Source organism: Vibrio sp. 10N.261.51.F11 (genome assembly GCF_041471665.1).
GTDB classification, from domain to species: Bacteria; Pseudomonadota; Gammaproteobacteria; order Enterobacterales; family Vibrionaceae; genus Vibrio; species Vibrio crassostreae_C.
The window spans coordinates 1-16,409 of the sequence record NZ_JBFROW010000006.1 but is presented as its reverse complement, the minus strand read 5'-3'; the positions used below and the strand labels follow the sequence as shown (position 1 = coordinate 16,409).

At 45.5% G+C, this 16,409-nt stretch carries 19 protein-coding genes; 14 read left to right on the top strand and 5 right to left on the bottom strand.

Annotated elements, in window-relative coordinates:
• Window positions 1–10: 10 nt before the first annotated feature.
• The 3 genes from AB4351_RS03200 to AB4351_RS03190 all read right to left on the bottom strand — a co-directional run bounded on the left by AB4351_RS03200 (window position 11) and on the right by AB4351_RS03190 (window position 3,615).
• Complete coding sequence (locus AB4351_RS03200; protein ID WP_016783703.1) at window positions 11–1,018, bottom strand: hydrolase; 1,008 nt, start codon at window positions 1,016–1,018, stop codon at window positions 11–13.
• Window positions 1,019–1,225: 207 nt separating this feature from the next.
• On the bottom strand, window positions 1,226–1,696 hold the full coding sequence (locus AB4351_RS03195) for a TIGR02444 family protein (protein ID WP_017066206.1): 471 nt from the start codon (window positions 1,694–1,696) through the stop codon (window positions 1,226–1,228).
• Window positions 1,693–3,615 carry an ABC transporter ATP-binding protein gene (locus AB4351_RS03190; protein WP_017061112.1) on the bottom strand — a complete coding sequence of 641 codons (1,923 nt, stop codon included), beginning with the start codon at window positions 3,613–3,615 and terminating at the stop codon, window positions 1,693–1,695. The genes AB4351_RS03195 and AB4351_RS03190 overlap by 4 nt, the downstream gene beginning before the upstream one ends.
• Window positions 3,616–3,788: 173 nt before the next feature.
• On the opposite strand from AB4351_RS03190, the gene kefG reads away from it, so the two are divergent.
• The 5 genes from kefG to AB4351_RS03165 all read left to right on the top strand — a co-directional run bounded on the left by kefG (window position 3,789) and on the right by AB4351_RS03165 (window position 8,381).
• Window positions 3,789–4,373 carry a glutathione-regulated potassium-efflux system ancillary protein KefG gene (gene kefG / locus AB4351_RS03185; RefSeq protein WP_010435196.1) on the top strand — a complete coding sequence of 195 codons (585 nt, stop codon included), beginning with the start codon at window positions 3,789–3,791 and terminating at the stop codon, window positions 4,371–4,373.
• On the top strand, window positions 4,360–6,156 hold the full coding sequence (gene kefB / locus AB4351_RS03180; protein WP_372125048.1) for a glutathione-regulated potassium-efflux system protein KefB: 1,797 nt from the start codon (window positions 4,360–4,362) through the stop codon (window positions 6,154–6,156). Before kefG ends, kefB begins: the two co-directional genes overlap by 14 nt.
• 156 nt (window positions 6,157–6,312) lie before the next feature.
• Window positions 6,313–6,513, top strand: a complete 201-nt coding sequence (locus tag AB4351_RS03175; RefSeq protein WP_029235422.1) for a YheV family putative zinc ribbon protein — start codon at window positions 6,313–6,315, stop codon at window positions 6,511–6,513.
• A gap of 94 nt (window positions 6,514–6,607) precedes the next feature.
• A complete protein-coding gene (slyD, locus tag AB4351_RS03170; RefSeq protein WP_017061108.1) occupies window positions 6,608–7,198 on the top strand; it encodes a peptidylprolyl isomerase in 591 nt (196 codons plus the stop codon).
• Window positions 7,199–7,415: 217 nt separating this feature from the next.
• Entirely contained in the window at window positions 7,416–8,381 is a 966-nt protein-coding gene (locus tag AB4351_RS03165; RefSeq protein WP_372125046.1) for an isoaspartyl peptidase/L-asparaginase family protein, read from the top strand.
• 180 nt (window positions 8,382–8,561) lie between these two features.
• Here the strand turns inward: AB4351_RS03165 and AB4351_RS03160 are convergent, their stop codons facing one another.
• Both AB4351_RS03160 and AB4351_RS03155 read right to left on the bottom strand, forming a co-directional pair.
• Complete coding sequence (locus AB4351_RS03160) at window positions 8,562–8,789, bottom strand: SlyX family protein (RefSeq protein WP_009848930.1); 228 nt, start codon at window positions 8,787–8,789, stop codon at window positions 8,562–8,564.
• Window positions 8,790–8,794: 5 nt separating this feature from the next.
• On the bottom strand, window positions 8,795–9,772 hold the full coding sequence (locus AB4351_RS03155) for a WD40 repeat domain-containing protein (RefSeq protein WP_372125092.1): 978 nt from the start codon (window positions 9,770–9,772) through the stop codon (window positions 8,795–8,797).
• Between the two features lie 131 nt (window positions 9,773–9,903).
• On the opposite strand from AB4351_RS03155, the gene fkpA reads away from it, so the two are divergent.
• The 9 genes from fkpA to AB4351_RS03110 form a co-directional block, all read left to right on the top strand.
• Window positions 9,904–10,680 carry an FKBP-type peptidyl-prolyl cis-trans isomerase gene (gene fkpA / locus AB4351_RS03150; RefSeq protein WP_102393029.1) on the top strand — a complete coding sequence of 259 codons (777 nt, stop codon included), beginning with the start codon at window positions 9,904–9,906 and terminating at the stop codon, window positions 10,678–10,680.
• A 205-nt stretch (window positions 10,681–10,885) separates the two neighbouring features.
• Window positions 10,886–11,611, top strand: coding sequence for a transcriptional regulator (locus tag AB4351_RS03145; RefSeq protein ID WP_004729851.1), 726 nt, complete (start codon window positions 10,886–10,888; stop codon window positions 11,609–11,611).
• Window positions 11,605–11,994, top strand: a complete 390-nt coding sequence (gene tusD / locus AB4351_RS03140; protein ID WP_017063709.1) for a sulfurtransferase complex subunit TusD — start codon at window positions 11,605–11,607, stop codon at window positions 11,992–11,994. Before AB4351_RS03145 ends, tusD begins: the two co-directional genes overlap by 7 nt.
• Window positions 11,991–12,347, top strand: a complete 357-nt coding sequence (tusC, locus tag AB4351_RS03135; protein ID WP_017063710.1) for a sulfurtransferase complex subunit TusC — start codon at window positions 11,991–11,993, stop codon at window positions 12,345–12,347. The genes tusD and tusC overlap by 4 nt, the downstream gene beginning before the upstream one ends.
• 8 nt (window positions 12,348–12,355) lie before the next feature.
• Window positions 12,356–12,631, top strand: a complete 276-nt coding sequence (gene tusB, locus AB4351_RS03130; protein WP_372125044.1) for a sulfurtransferase complex subunit TusB — start codon at window positions 12,356–12,358, stop codon at window positions 12,629–12,631.
• Between the two features lie 182 nt (window positions 12,632–12,813).
• A complete protein-coding gene (gene rpsL, locus AB4351_RS03125; protein WP_004737194.1) occupies window positions 12,814–13,188 on the top strand; it encodes a 30S ribosomal protein S12 in 375 nt (124 codons plus the stop codon).
• A gap of 107 nt (window positions 13,189–13,295) precedes the next feature.
• The gene (rpsG, locus tag AB4351_RS03120) at window positions 13,296–13,766 is read left to right on the top strand and encodes a 30S ribosomal protein S7 (protein WP_010435163.1); all 471 of its coding nucleotides are present in this window, start codon (window positions 13,296–13,298) and stop codon (window positions 13,764–13,766) included.
• Between the two features lie 166 nt (window positions 13,767–13,932).
• Window positions 13,933–16,029 carry an elongation factor G gene (gene fusA / locus AB4351_RS03115; protein WP_017061101.1) on the top strand — a complete coding sequence of 699 codons (2,097 nt, stop codon included), beginning with the start codon at window positions 13,933–13,935 and terminating at the stop codon, window positions 16,027–16,029.
• 147 nt (window positions 16,030–16,176) lie between these two features.
• On the top strand, window positions 16,177–16,409 hold a 233-nt coding region (locus AB4351_RS03110; protein WP_240698606.1), incomplete at its 3' end, for a GTP-binding protein.

The following is a 16,409-nucleotide window of genomic DNA, read 5'->3' as shown; positions in this document are numbered from 1 at the left end:
GGCTCGGTCATTATGCCGAATCTTGGATACTTTCATAGTAGGCTGGCAATGCTTCTTCTAGCCAAAACCTGGGCTTGAGCGTGCTACCGGTAATGAACCCCACATGGCCACCTTTCTGAAACAAGCGATAATCAATATTGTCTGGTAGTACGAATTTTGGAATAACATCATCAGTCATGAAAGGATCGTCTTTAGCATGAATGATCTGAGTCGGTAGCTTAATCTTATTCAGTTTTGGAAGCGCTGAACATTGAGCATAGTAGTCTTGAGCATTCTTAAATCCATGCAGAGGCGCAGTGATCCTTTCATCAAACTCATACAGTTTGTCTATTTTTTTGATGGTTTCAGCGGAGATACCTATTTTTTCTTGTAACAGCTTAACCTTTTTCAAGGCATTCGATTTGAGTGAGTTGAGCAGGTATTTTTTATAGAGCCTAGAGAAGCCTCTTTCAATACGACTGGAGCAGCAAGCTAAATCAAAAGGAGCAGAAACTATCGTTGCCGCCGACAGTAATGGGTCGTCCGCATACTCAGCCAAGTAGTTCGCCAGCATGTTTCCGCCTAGAGATATACCAACCGCAACCTTTGGGTTATTGGGAAATTGCGCGTGTAAGTGTCGTAGAAAGAAACGAGCATCTTCTACTTCTCCTGAATGGTACGCGCGAGCCAAGCGATTCGGTTTTCCGCTGCATCCTCTAAAGTGCATCATCACGGATAACCAACCATCTTTAGCAAACGCATTCATCAGTCCATTGGCGTAAGGGCTTTCAAAGCTGCCTTCCAAACCGTGGAATAGAACGAAAATGGGCTTATTATTCGCATCTCCTCTGCTTTTATTATCACTATTGGGGCTATCTCCCTTCGGGTCCTCGCTCCATGCAAGGTCGAGGAAATCACCGTCGGGAGTTTCTAAGGTTTGCCATTGAGGATCAAATAACGCCTGCTTTCTAATAAACCGTGGCACTAAGGTTTGTAAGTGCGGATTAGAGAGACCAGCCGCTGCGGTAAATATTGTCATAAAAACGATCCATGCTTCTTTATACGGGTTTTGATAACGTGTTGAGTTTGTAACGAAACGCCCACGTTTTTATTTGAGCTTGGTTGATTCTCGGCATAAGCGCAAGGCTTCACTTATACGAGATACAAAAACAGACTATGGGTAACCGTTTGAATAATATCAAGGTTAAGCTTGGATCTTGATTGAATAAAAGGGAAAGAGAACGAGCTAGGGCTGTGGTGCTGGTTCAGAAAAAGCGTCGCAGAGGTTTTCAGCCCCTAATAAACGACAGTACTGAAAAGTGAGCGGTGATTGCTGGTTAGCGTACAGTTGTAGGGAGTTTATACAGTCGACCAGATCGGACTGTTGTTGCTTTTCAAGCTGTAACTCAAACTTTAGCGCTTCACGGTATAGAGAGTCGACAACGTGTGCTTTGAGATGTTTACGTAGCTCTCGATAGCTATGAAGCAGGGTTTCAGAGCGGCTCAAGCACTGTTGAACCTTGTGCCACTCCTCTTCAGCAAAAGACAATTGCTGCTCATCAAGCCATTTGAGAAGCAGCAGTAGATTGACGTTGCCGTGGAACTGGTTTTGCAAAGCTAGGCACGCATCCTTTACACCGCGCACACTGTAATACTGAAGGCTAAATTGCCATAGTCGTTCCAGTGTTAGTGATATTGGGGCGTGCTCTGGACTCATAAGCTATCCATATCCTGTTCCATCTGCTCAAGCTCTTCTTGAGTGGACATCCAATCCATTTCAACTTCTTCTAGCTGTGACTTACTGCTCGCTTGGAGAGCGAGTACTTTATTCAGTTTAGCCTTATTTTCAGCTTCATACAGTGAAGTGTCGGATAATTCTTGTTCGGCTTCTTCAAGAGCCTGCGTTAATTTATCCATCTGCTTTTCAAATTGAGTGAGCTTTTTACGAAGTGGTGCCGTCAGTTTACGGAACTCGGCTTCTTTTCGTTTCTGCTCTTTTTTCGCTGCTGCACTGTTGGCGCCGTCTTTTGCTGGTGCCAATGCTTGTGCTTCTTTGCGCTCAACTTTCTGCTGTTCGGTTAGCCACTTGTAGTAATCGCTTAAGTCACCATCAAACGGTGCTACTTGGCGGTCGTGTACAAGGTATAAATCATCGGTAGTCGCACGCAGTAGGTAACGGTCGTGCGATACGATAACCATTGCGCCTTCAAATGTCTGCAGGGCAAAAGTCAGCGCTTGACGCATGTCGAGATCCAAGTGGTTGGTTGGTTCATCGAGTAGCAACAGGTTTGGTTTTTGCCATACCAGTAGCGCTAATACTAAACGCGCTTTTTCACCACCTGAGAAGGGTGCTACTTTATCAAGTGCTTTTTCACCTTGGAAACCGAAGCTACCTAGGTAATCACGCAATTGTTGCTCGGTGTGTTTAGGGGCAATCTGCATCATGTGCTGCAGCGGTGTTTCTTCTGGGTGCAACGTTTCTAACTGGTGCTGTGCAAAGTAACCAATCTTAACGCCTTGCGAATAACTCAGTTCACCGCCTTGCTGTTTCAGTTCGCCAGAAAGCAGTTTAATCAGTGTTGATTTACCAGCGCCATTTCGGCCAAGCAAACCAATACGACTGCCCGGTACTAGGTTCAAGCGAATCTTTTCTAGAATCAGATTGTCATCATAGCCCGCTGATACTTCATCCATCATCATGATTGGGTTTGGTAGTGCGTCTGGTTCTCTAAATTCAAAGCTGAATGGGTTATCAAACTGAGCAGGCAGCACTTGTTCCATTTTCTCTAGCGCTTTAATACGGCTTTGCGCTTGGCGAGCCTTTGAAGCTTTGTAACGGAAACGGTCAATGTAGCTCTGCATGTGAGACATCTGTTTCTGCTGCTTTTGGTACATCGCTTGTTGCAGAATCAGTTTTTGCGCTCGTTGGGTTTCGAACGATGAGTAGTTACCCGTGTACTCATTGAGCTGTTGGTTTTCAACGTGCACGATGCGGTTGACGATAGGGTCTAAGAAGTCTCTATCGTGCGAGATAAGCACTAGCGTGCCAGGGTAGCTTTGTAACCAACGCTCTAGCCACATTACTGCGTCTAAATCCAAGTGGTTGGTAGGCTCATCGAGTAGCAGTAGGTCACTGCGACACAGTAGGGCTTGCGCTAGGTTCAAACGCATACGCCAACCTCCTGAGAATTGAGTCAGGTTCCATGTCATTTGTTCTTGGCTAAAGCCTAGGCCATCCAGTAACTCGGCAGCACGTGCCTTTATGCTGTAACCACCAATGGTTTCAATCTTGCCGTGGATCTCTGCTACCAATGTGCCATTGTCGGCTTGTTCAGCTTTCTCTAGTTGATCTTCAAGGCCGCGGTATTCACGGTCACCATCAATCACGTATTCAATTGCTGTTCTTTCTAATGCAGGGGTTTCTTGAGCAACCCAAGCCATTTCCCAATGGGCAGGTTTGCTGAATGAGCCCGCATCAATAGACAGTTCGTCCTTAATTAAGGCGAATAGCGTAGATTTACCACAGCCGTTTTTACCAACCAAACCGATCTTGTCGCCAGGGTGAAAAGTCGCAGATGCTTGGTCGAGGAGTGGCTTACCGCCGCGTAGCAATTGAATATCAGAGAAAGTAATCATATAGAGGTAGCATAGAAATTAGAGGTGAACAGACGCCTGCATAGTAGGCTGAATCCAGATAAAAGTCGATCACAATGCAATTTGCGTTATGATGCCAATAACATATTAATAACTTTTATTTAAATTCTAGTGGCCTTGCCACCGTTTAGCCCTTAAAGGAATGTTTCAAAGGAATGAGTATTACTCCCTCGATAGACAAACCCGTGCCAAAGGTATTAGTGATCTATGCGCACCCAGAGCCGCAAACCTCTATCGCTAACCAGATCATGGTTAAAAAGATAGAGTCGCTTGGGAATGTTAAAATCCACGATCTTTATGCCCTCTATCCTGACTTCTTTATTGATGTGCCTTATGAGCATGAACTGCTTCTGCAGTACGATGTGATTGTGTTCCAGCATCCTCTGTTTATGTATTCTTGTCCTTCGTTATTGAAGGAGTGGTTTGATCGAGTATTAGGCAAGGGCTTTGCGTTTGGTGAGCAAAGTGCACTTAAGGGTAAGCATTGGCGCAGTGTTATCACCACGGGTGGTAAAGAAGAGGCATTTGGTGCTGCAGGCTATAATAAGTATCCCTTACAAGAGATCTTGCAACCGTTTGAGCTAACTGCCGCTTTGTGCCAGATGCACTGGATGTCACCTTTAGTTTTACATTGGGCTAGAAATGTCTCGGATATGACGCGTTACCAACACGCTGAAGAATATCGAAATTGGTTGCGAGATCCGCTACAAGATATAGGAGCGAATGATGGCTCTGACTAATGATTTCCTACAAAGTAGCGCTATATTTTTAGCGGCGGCTGTGGTTGCGGTTCCTATCGCGCAGCGAGCAGGCTTAGGTTCAGTATTAGGTTACTTATTAGCGGGTGTCGCTATTGGTCCATGGGGGCTTGGCCTAATCAGTGACGTAGAGGCCATTCTACATTTCTCAGAGTTCGGGGTGGTGCTGCTGCTCTTCCTTATTGGTTTAGAGCTTAACCCCAAAAAACTGTGGCAGATGCGGGCGCCTATTCTCGGCTTAGGGGGGGCGCAAGTGTTGATCACCACCTTGATTATTACCGCCATCGCCTGTCTATTTGGATTAACCTGGCAAACCAGTCTCGTGATAGGTATGGGTTTGGCGCTGTCTTCGACTGCGATTGCCTTGCGTGTTATTGAAGAGCGAGAGCTCGGCGGCAAAGAAGCCGGGCAGTCGGGCTTTGCAGTACTGCTTTTCCAAGATATCGCTGTTATTCCAATGCTAGCAATGTTGCCTCTACTTGCGGGTAATACCGGCGGTAGCTGGGCTGACATGCTGTGGATGCTGGGTGGCGTGATTGGCCTACTGGTCGGTGGCCACTTCTTGTTGAGACCACTTTTCCGATACGTAGTGATGAGTGGTGTGCGTGAGTTATTCACCGTTGCAGCGCTGTTACTTGTGATTGGTATTGCCGTGATCATGCAACAGATTGGCTTATCGATGGCATTAGGTACCTTCCTTGCGGGCGTGCTTCTGGCTGAAAGTGAATACCGACACGAGCTTGAAATTGCGATTGACCCATTCAAAGGGTTACTGCTCGGCCTGTTCTTTATCTCGGTTGGCATGGCGGTAAATCTAGGTTTATTGGCAGAAAGCCCATTCGCAATACTAATAGCTGTAATGGCCCTCGTGGTGTTGAAAGGTTTAGTGCTGTACGCGCTAGCTCGTATCTTTGGAACACAGGCAAAAGCGCGTAGCCGAATGGCGATGATTCTTAGCCAAGGTGGTGAGTTTGCTTTCGTTATTTTTACCGCGGCGAGTGCGCAGGGCATCTTAAGTGGCGAACAGGTGTCGTTCTTACTGGTAGTAGTGAGCCTGTCTATGGTGACCACGCCACTAATGCTTAAGCTGCAAGATAAGTTCTTTGCTCGTCAACTGAACCAAATCAGCGAAAGTGCGATGTCTTCGGATGTGGTTGATCGCAGCCCTCGAGTGATCATTGCTGGCTTTGGTCGCTTCGGTCAGATCATCGGTCGCTTGATGTACGCTAATAAGATTCGTATTACCGTTCTTGAGAGTGATGCCAGCCAAATCCATATCCTTAGAAAGTTTGGCTACAAAGTCTTTTACGGAGACTCGACTCACCTAGAGCTATTACGCGCAGCCGGTGCTGATAAAGCAGAGGCGATTGTGTTGTGTACTGACTCCCCAGATGAAATCATGAAAACCGTCGATTTATGTAAGCAGCACTTCCCACGCTTAAAGATCTTGGCGCGTGCACGAAGCCGTGTTGAAGCGTATCAACTACTTAACCACGGTGTGAGTAACTATTCGCGTGAAACCTTCCTTGGAGCATTGGATTTAGGTCGTCAAACATTGACTGAACTTGGCATGCATCCATATAAAGCGAAGCGAGCAGAAGCACACTTTAGAAAGTTGGATAATGGTATGCTGAAAGAGTTGCTGCCTCAGCATAACGAAGATGCCGAGTTAGCCCAAAGAGCGAAAGAGGCTCGTAAAGAACTTGAAGAGATCTTTGGACACGAGATGGAAAACGATCACCAATCTCGAAACTATTGGCAGTAGCTTGAAGTGATAACTCATGCTTGAGCTTAGAAATAGAGCTTGGGCATAGAAATAACAGACTATAGAACTAACCTAATAATAAACGCGGTCTCTGCTTAACTTATCAATAAAGTGAGTGGGAAGAACCGCGAATCCAGAGTAGTAAAGGATATGAACGTGAAACAGAAAAAACGCTTTATCGCAGGGGCAAGCTGCCCAAGTTGCAACACTCAAGACACACTCCGTTGGTGGATTGAAAATAATATCGAGCTGGTGGAATGTGTCGATTGTGACTTCACAGAACAGCGTAAACCGAAAACTGTAGAGAAATCTGAACACGCGAATCAAGAAATGATCGGTATTTTTAAGCCAGAATGATTGAGTTTCGTTAATTGATCCCCATAATATCCCGGTACAGAATTTTTCCTAAGCTCAACTGTTCGAGCTTAGTCCAAACCTCCTTGGAGCTCTCATGAAAATTGAAAAGAACGTAGTGGTTAGTGTTGCATATCAAGTGAAACTTGAAGATGGCGTAGTAGTTGACCAATCAACTGCAGAAGCTCCACTAGATTACCTTCACGGTCACAACAACCTAATTACAGGTCTTGAAAAAGAGCTTGAAGGCAAAGTAGCTGGCGACAAGTTCTCTGCAACTGTTACTCCAGAAGACGCATACGGCGAACACAACGACGCACTAGTTCAACGTGTTCCTGCTGACGTATTCCAAGGTGTTGAGCAAATCGAAGTTGGCATGCGTTTCCTAGCGGATACTGACCAAGGTCCAATCCCAGTTGAAGTTACTGAAGTAGATGGCGACGAAGTTGTTGTTGATGGTAACCACATGCTAGCTGGCCAAACTCTAACGTTTGACGTTGAAGTTGTAGCGGTTCGTGAAGCGACTGAAGAAGAAGTTCAACACGGTCACGTACACCAAGAAGGCGGCTGTGGCGGTCACGACCACGATCATGACCACGAAGGCGGTTGCTGTGGTGGCGAAGGCCATGACCACGGTGAAGAGAAAAAAGACGGCTGCTGCGGCGGCGGTAGCTGTGGTTCTCACTAATACCGAATTAACGGTTTAGTTTAAGAATCTTGAAAGCCTCCCTTGTGGAGGCTTTTTGCGTTTAGGAGTCTCGCTTTTTGACCTCGCTTTTCTCTACCAAACTAAGTGTCCGCAAATCTAAGCATTCGTAAAAGTTTGGTTTTCGTTATCAGACATCGAACCATGGATGTGGTATTGATAGCACAACATTATAAGACGACGTCAGTGGAGAGTTTGTATGTCACAGCCTTTTTCAATTGCCATTCATGGTGGTGCAGGAACCATCTTGCGCGAGCAAATGAGCTATGAATTAAAAGCGGGTATTACCGAGGCTTTGGAAAAATCGGTTTTGGCTGGTTATCAAATATTGCAATCGGGTGGTGATGCTCTGGATGCGGTAGTGGCATCGGTTAAGGTGATGGAAGACAGCCCGCACTTTAATGCCGGTAGGGGCTCTGTTTTAACGCATGATGAATTTGTTGAGATGGACGCTTCTGTGATGCATGGCCGCGAAATGGATGCAGGTGCTATTGCAGGCGTTCGCCATATCAAAAACCCAATTGAGCTTGCACGTGATGTGATGCGGAAAAGCGACCATGTGTTGCTGATTGGTGAAGGTGCCGAGAAGTTTGCGTTTGAGCATGACTACACCTTTACCGAGCAAGACTACTTCTTTACTGAGCGCCGCTATGACCAACTTCAGTCGATGAAAGAGAAAGGCATCTTTGCTCTGTCTGAAGCGAAATATGATCAGCAGCAAGCTGAGAAATACCCTGACGATAAAAAGTACGGCACGGTTGGTGCGGTCGCATTAGACCAAGCGGGTAACTTAGCGGCAGCAACCAGTACCGGTGGCGTGACCAATAAGAAATACGGTCGTGTGGGTGACTCTCCGATCATTGGTGCAGGAACCATCGCTGAAAATGGCAATGTTGCCGTCTCAACAACCGGGATGGGTGAGTTCTTCCTACGTAAAATGGTCGCCAGTGATGTCGCAGCACGAATGCGTTATATGAAAGAAGATGTGCACACCGCTTGTGAAACGATCATTCAAGGTGAATTGAAAACCATGGGTGGAGAAGGTGGCTTGATCGCTATCGATGGCCAAGGCGATATACATTTTGGTATGAACAGCTCAGGAATGTATCGTGCAAGCGTTGATACTCAAGGTCGTGTTGAAGTGAAGATTTATGCCGACGACTAAGTTGGTATCGGCTTAATTGGCTTTAGCTTATTCACTGAGATGAAATAAACAAAAGGGCGACAGATAAGTATCTGTCGCCCTTTTAGTTTTCTATGTCCCGTCCTGAAATGTGTTTACACATTGAGGACGAGAAACTAACGATATGCGTCGTTAGATTTAATTGGTTATTTTGAACCGCACTTAATAGTGTGGAGGTGGCGTCTCTTCTGATGCGTCAGCTAGATTAGAGCCATCCATATTTTTTACTTTGCCAACCACGAACTTCATCTGATCTTGCATTCTCGTGATTAACATTTGTTGTTGGCTAAGCGCTTCATTGAGTTCTTCAATGGTCTGTTCTTGGAAAGCTAGCTGACACTCTAGGTCATTTACGCGGCTTTCTAGTTGTTCAACTCGCTTTTCTGTCATCGTTCTTAATCCACATTCCAAGCTTGGGCAATGCCCGCAGAGGTGCCCGATATCACACGGTTCTTATCATCAAAGGCTGCATCATACACTACCGCACGAGGAGGGCGAGCATCTTTTAGTGGCTCAGCATCGTGGCGAGAAATTCGTTTGCCATCCTGAGTATTCCACACACTCACTTGGCTGGATGGCGTGCCCGTCACCAACATGCTGCCGTCATCAGAAAAACGAGCACTCGAAAAAATCAACTGTCGAGACCAGCTTTGCAATTGCGCTTGAGGTTCGCCCGTTTCAAGATCCCAAATCATCGCTTGATTGCCGCCATCAGAGGTAAAAGCCAGTTCACCATCGCGTTGTAGCGCGACTCGTACTACTCTTTGTTCATGCTCAAAGGTGCGCAACACCAAGCCCGACTCGGTATCCCAAAGGTAAGCTTTGTAGTCGTTGCCGCCTGATAATGCGTAGCGGCCATTAGAAGAGAGGGAGACTGAATTCACTTTTTCTCGGTGAGCAAGGAACTCCAGACGGCGTCCGGTGACTAAGTCCACATAGATGGCTTTTCCATTAGAAAGGCCAAGCAGTACTTTTTCACCATTGCTAGAGATATCGACATCGCGAATCAAGCCGTCGGAGATAGACCAGAGCCCTTGTGCTTGAGTCCAAGATAAGTCCCAAACGGCGAAGTTCATCTGGCTAGCGGTAATGGCAAAACGGCCATTGTCCGAGATACGGATACGCGATACTTGGTTTTCTAACTGGTCTTGTAGACCAAGCTGAGCCAACTCTTGGTCTTCGGCGAGGTCCCAAAGGAGCAGTTGCTTTTGCTGAGAGTAGAGCAGGGCGAAGCGTCCATCTCTGCTGAGTGCAAAGCTGGTGGCACCATTGGGCTCAATTTCCCAACGCTGCTCATCATCTTGGAAGAAAAAGCAACCATTTAACAAGGTGATGACAATTGTACATAGCAATGAGTGGAAAAATATTCGCATCACATCTAATAATCCGGTTTGTGTCGAAAGACATATGACTAGTATATTGTTATAACTAACGTATTCACACCAATCTAATCATTAGATTTGTGCACAATAACCAATGGCTTGGCCATTAATTGGAGAATTCAATGAAATCAGTTTTAAAAGTATCACTGCTTGCCGCAACGGTTATGCTAGCAGTTGGTTGTCAGAAAGAAGAACCAAAGGCAGAAGCTCCACAGGTAGAAGAAGTTAAAGTTGAAGCAGTAAACTTTAAAACAGAAGATGACAAAGCGGCTTACGCAATCGGTGTATCTTTCGCTAACTACCTAAGCACAAGCATTGATAAGCCAAGCGAGCTAGGTATCAACCTAGACAAAGATATGGTTCTTCAAGGTATCGAAGACGTATTCGCAGAGAAAACAGCACTTAACGAAGAAGAAACTCGCGCAGCTCTTGAAGCTCTAGACAAGCGTGTTGCTGAAACGATGCAAGCACAAGCGGCAGAGAAATCAGCTGAAACTAAGAAAGCCGGTGATGACTTCCGCGCTGAGTTCGCTAAAACTGAAGGCGTTAAGCAAACTGAATCTGGCCTACTTTACCAAGTAATGACAGCTGGCGAAGGCGCTTCTCCAAAAGACACTGATACTGTTCAAGTTCACTACAAAGGTACGCTAACAGACGGTACTCAGTTCGACAGCTCTTACGACCGTGGTGAACCAGCAACATTCCCACTTAACCGCGTAATCCCAGGCTGGACTGAAGGAGTACAACTGATGCAAGTTGGTTCTAAGTACAAGTTCGTTATCCCGCCAGAGCTAGCATACGGTGAGCAAGACACACCGACTATCCCTGCTAACTCAACGCTAGTATTCGAAGTAGAACTACTAAACATCGATAACGCTGAAGCAGCTCCTGCACAGTAATATCGGTTAAAAGCCTCGTACTAAAATACGTTGATTGAATAAAAAGCCTAACTTTGAGTTAGGCTTTTTTTATGATTTGAAGATGAGTATTTGATTTTTAAACTTGTTCTAAATCACTAGTTGCAATGTTAGCTAGGTGTGCAATTAAAATTTTCTGATAAACTTACATAAATTTGTTGATTTTTCACACGAAGGTAAGGAATAAGTGACTACTACAGAAACAGTCAATGCAGATGTGTTACTTGAAATGGAATCAGTCCACGTTATGCCATTCAGTGAACACGATAAAATCATTCTAAGATCTTATGAGGCCGTTGTTGACGGTATTGCGAGCCTTATTGGTCCGTTTTGTGAAATCGTTTTGCACTCTTTAGAAGACCTCAATACTTCTGCGATTAAAATTGCCAACGGCGAAAATACAGGTCGTCAGGTTGGCTCGCCGATTACCGATCTTGCATTGAAGATGCTAAAAGATATTGAAGGTTCTAAGCGTAACTTCTCACGTTCATACTTCACTCGCGCTAAAGGCGGAGTGTTGATGAAGTCGATCACGGTTGCTATCCGCAACGGTGAAGACCGAGTGATTGGCCTACTGTGTATTAACGTGAATCTAGACGCGCCATTCTCACAAGTGCTGCAATCGTTCATGCCTACACAAGACGCAGACGAAGCCGCATCATCGGTTAACTTCGCTAGTGACGTTGAAGAACTTGTCGACCAAACGGTTGAACGCACCATTGAAGAAATTAACGCTGACAAATCGGTATCGAACAATACTAAGAACCGTCAGATCGTGATGGAGCTGTACGACAAAGGTATTTTCGATATTAAAGACGCGATCAACCGCGTTGCTGAGCGACTGAACATCTCTAAGCACACCGTGTACCTATACATCCGCCAACGTAAAACAGAGGATGAAGAGGGTTGCTAAGCTATACACTCCTAGTGAATGGGCCAGTCTATGGCTCACAGTCAGCAAGAAGTGCCTACCAGTTTGCCGTGGCTCTGATTAAACAGGGCCACAAACTTCACAGTGTGTTCTTCTATCAAGATGGCGTCAGTAACGGCTCAGACCTTACCGTACCGGCTAACGATGAATTTGATTTAGCTTCTGCTTGGCAAAAGCTGGCTGATGAACACGATGTTAGCCTTGAAACCTGTGTGGCAGCTGCGCTAAGACGCGGAGTGATTAGCTCTGAAGAAGCAGAGCAACATCAACTAAGTGCCTCTAACCTAGCCACTGGATTTACTCAAGCCGGATTAGGAAGCTTATCGGAAGCGCTACTAACGCAAGATAGGGTTGTGCAGTTTTGAGAAAGTTAGCCTTTATATTTAACAGTTTCCCTCATACGACCGCTGCGGGTAGAGAGGGGTTAGACGCCCTGCTTGCTGCGTCCGCATATAGTGAAGACATTGCCGTGTTCTTTGTTGGCGATGGCGTGACACAGCTTCTCAAAGCGCAGCAGCCCGACGAAACACTATCGCGTGACTACATCTCTGCATTCAAACTTATGGACCTGTACGACATCGAACAGGTGTATGTGTGTCAGCGTAGTCTGAGTCAGTTTGGTCTTTCAGCAGACAACCTGCTGATCGATGTGACCACCGTTGAAGCCGACGAGTTAACGCAGAAGTTAGCTCAGTGCCAACAGATACTGACTTTCTAGGGGACGCTATGCTTCATATTGTAAAATCAGTCGACAAACTTAAACTCGCATTGACCTATTCTCAGCCACAAGATCAGTATCTTTTGGTGGAAGATGCGGTGTATGTTTGCCTTCCCAATCATGAGTTATTCACTCAAATCTGCGCAGTAGAGCAGGTGTCGGTGTTAAAACCAGATCTCGATAGCCGAGGTTTACAACTACTTGTCTCAAGTACCATTGATCAAGTTGACTTCGATGGCTTCGTTAAACTGACGGTTTTGAACAACAAATCAGTCACTTGGTAGCTGTGTTTTATCAGTTTGGTTAAAAGTAGACCATCCTGAGCTCTAGACGGCTAAAAAAGATCTGTATATTTCTTGACACACCTCCCACTGCTGAATAGAATTTTGCGTCCCTAATTACGACTTGTGATTAGGGATAGATTTTTCACAAAGCTTACTTTCAAGTAAATTTCAGGAGCTAGTTAATGGCAACTATTAACCAGTTGGTTCGCAAACCTCGTGTAAAGCAAGTTGTTAAAAGCAACGTGCCTGCACTAGAAGCGTGCCCACAAAAACGTGGTGTATGTACTCGTGTTTACACTACTACACCTAAAAAACCTAACTCGGCACTACGTAAAGTATGTCGTGTACGTCTAACTAACGGTTTCGAAGTAACTTCGTACATCGGCGGTGAAGGCCACAACCTACAAGAGCACAGTGTTGTACTAATCCGTGGCGGTCGTGTAAAAGACCTTCCGGGTGTTCGTTACCACACTGTTCGCGGCGCACTTGACTGTGCTGGCGTTAACGACCGTAAACAAGGTCGTTCTAAGTACGGTGTGAAACGTCCTAAGTCTTAATTGATTCTCTTTTTTAAAAAGAAATCGTTAAGTAAGGCCAAACACTATTTTATTTATTATTCTGAAAAGTTTTGGAAAAAACCTGAAGAAGACAACGGAGAATATCCATGCCACGTCGTCGCGTAATAGGTCAGCGTAAGATCCTTCCAGATCCTAAGTTCAAATCTGAATTGCTGGCAAAATTCGTTAACATCCTTATGGTTGACGGAAAGAAATCTACTGCAGAAAAAATCGTTTACACTGCACTAGATTCAATGGCTGAGAAGTCTGGTAAAGACCACTTAGCTGTATTTGAAGAAGCTCTTGAAAATGTTCGCCCAGCGGTAGAAGTTAAATCTCGCCGTGTAGGTGGTTCAACTTACCAAGTACCTGTAGAAGTTCGTCCGGTTCGCCGTAACGCTCTTGCTATGCGTTGGGTAGTTGAAGCTGCGCGTAAGCGTGGTGAAAAATCTATGGCTCAACGCCTAGCTGCTGAAATGCTAGACGCGTCTGAGAACAAAGGTACTGCGGTTAAGAAACGTGAAGACGTTCACCGCATGGCTGACGCAAACAAAGCGTTCGCACATTACCGTTGGTAATACCTTTTTAGTGCTGCAAGGTTCCTTGCAGCACTTCTTTAGTTCCTATGCTTATGCTAGGAACTATTGCTATTTCTAGGGCAAGCAATTTTTAGCGAAGCATCGCTTTTAACGCATAATCTAGGCATAGCAATAGTCCCTAAGTCTCTAATAAGAGGATTCAACCGTGGCTCGTAAAACTCCTATAGAGCAATACCGTAATATCGGTATCGTTGCTCACGTAGATGCAGGCAAAACAACCACAAGTGAACGTATTCTGTTCTATACCGGTCTTTCTCACAAAATCGGCGAAGTTCACGATGGTGCAGCAACCATGGACTGGATGGAGCAAGAGCAAGAGCGCGGTATTACGATCACTTCAGCAGCAACCACTACGTTTTGGCGTGGTATGGAAGCTCAGTTCTCGGACCACCGTATTAACATCATCGACACTCCTGGACACGTTGACTTCACAATCGAAGTAGAACGTTCTCTGCGTGTGCTTGATGGTGCAGTTGTTGTGTTCTGTGGCTCATCTGGTGTTGAACCTCAGTCAGAGACAGTATGGCGTCAAGCTGATAAGTACCAAGTTCCACGTATGGTTTTCGTTAATAAAATGGACCGTACCGGCGCTGACTTCTTGCGCGTAGTTGAACAGATCAAGGACCGCTTAGGCGCAACTCCTGTTCCAATTCAACTGAACATTGGTGCTGAAGAAAACTTCCAAGGCGTTGTCGATCTTATCAAGATGAAGGCAATTAACTGGAATGAAGCTGACCAAGGCATGACTTTCACATACGAAGATATTCCTGCAGACATGCAAGAAATGGCTGAAGAATATCGTACAGAACTTGTTGAAGCTGCTGCAGAAGCAAATGAAGAGCTGATGGATAAGTACCTTGAAGAAGGTGAACTAACAGAAGCTGAAATCAAACAAGGTCTTCGTACTCGTACCCTTAATAATGAAATCGTACTTGCTACTTGTGGTAGTGCATTCAAAAACAAAGGTGTACAAGCTGTTCTAGATGCAGTTGTTGATTTCCTTCCTTCTCCAGTCGATGTACCTGCAATTAAAGGTATCGATGAAGATGAGAACGAAGCAGAGCGTCACGCAGACGACAAAGAACCGTTCTCAGCGCTAGCATTTAAGATTGCAACAGACCCATTCGTTGGTACTTTAACTTTCATCCGTGTTTACTCTGGTGTTGTTGAAAGCGGTAAAACAGCTTATAACTCTGTGAAGAAACAACGTGAACGCTTAGGTCGCATTGTTCAAATGCACTCAAACAAGCGAGAAGAAGTAAAAGAAGTACGAGCAGGTGACATCGCAGCCATCATTGGCCTGAAAGATGTGACTACTGGTGAAACCCTTTGTGACCAGAACCATAAGATTGTTCTTGAGCGCATGGAGTTCCCAGACCCAGTTATTCAGATCGTTGTAGAGCCAAGCTCTCAAGCTGATCAAGATAAAATGACTATCGCTCTAGGTAAACTAGCAGCGGAAGACCCATCGTTCCGCGTTGATATGGATGCGGAAACTGGCCAGACTCTGATTTCTGGTATGGGTGAACTACACTTAGATATCATCGTTGACCGTATGAAGCGCGAATTTAGCGTGAACTGCAACGTTGGTAACCCGCAAGTGGCTTACCGTGAGACTATTCGTGGTACAGCGAAAGCGGAAGGTAAATTTATCCGTGAACATGGTGGTAAAGGTCAGTACGGTCACGTATGGCTGAAACTAGAACCATCAGAAGCTGGCGAAGGCTTTGTCTTTGTGGATGAAATTGCCAATGGTATCGTACCGAAAGAGTTTATCGCTTCAGTTGCTAAAGGCGTTGAAGAGCAGATGAACAATGGTGTGCTTGCTGGCTATCCAGTTTTGGATATCAAAGCTACACTATATGATGGTTCTTACCATGAAACAGATTCAAGTGAGATGGCGTTTACAATCGCTGCCTCTATGGCTTTCAGAACGGGTGCACTTGAAGCGCAACCGGTTCTGCTTGAGCCTATGATGAAAGTTGAAGTAACTACTCCAGAAGACTGGATGGGTGACGTTGTTGGCGATATTAACCGTCGTCGCGGCATCATCGAAGGTATGGACGAGGGGACAGCTGGCCTGAAGATAATTCGTGCACAAGTTCCGTTGTCTGTCATGTTCGGTTACGCAACTGATTTACGTTCTGCGACACAAGGTCGTGCTTCTTACTCTATGGAGTTTAGTGAGTACGCTGAAGTGCCTAACAATGTTGCAAAAGCAATCATTGCAGAGCGTGGTTAAACAAAAGGAAGGCATTTTTTTTCATTTTTTGAAAGAACAATGCGTCCAAATATTGCGCTAACGAGAGTTGGCGCATAAAATAGCAATTTCTGGCGCGTCTCGCTCAATAATGAACGTGGCGAATCATAACTAGGAAGGAACACGATTGTGTCTAAAGAAAAATTTGAACGTACGAAACCGCACGTAAACGTTGGTACTATCGGCCACGTTGACCACGGTAAAACAACTCTAACTGCTGCTATCTGTACTACTCTTGCAAAAGTATACGGCGGTGTTGCTAAAGATTTCGCATCTATCGATAACGCTCCAGAAGAGCGTGAGCGCGGTATCACAATCGCAACTTCTCACGTTGAGTACGACACTCCAGCACGTCACTACGC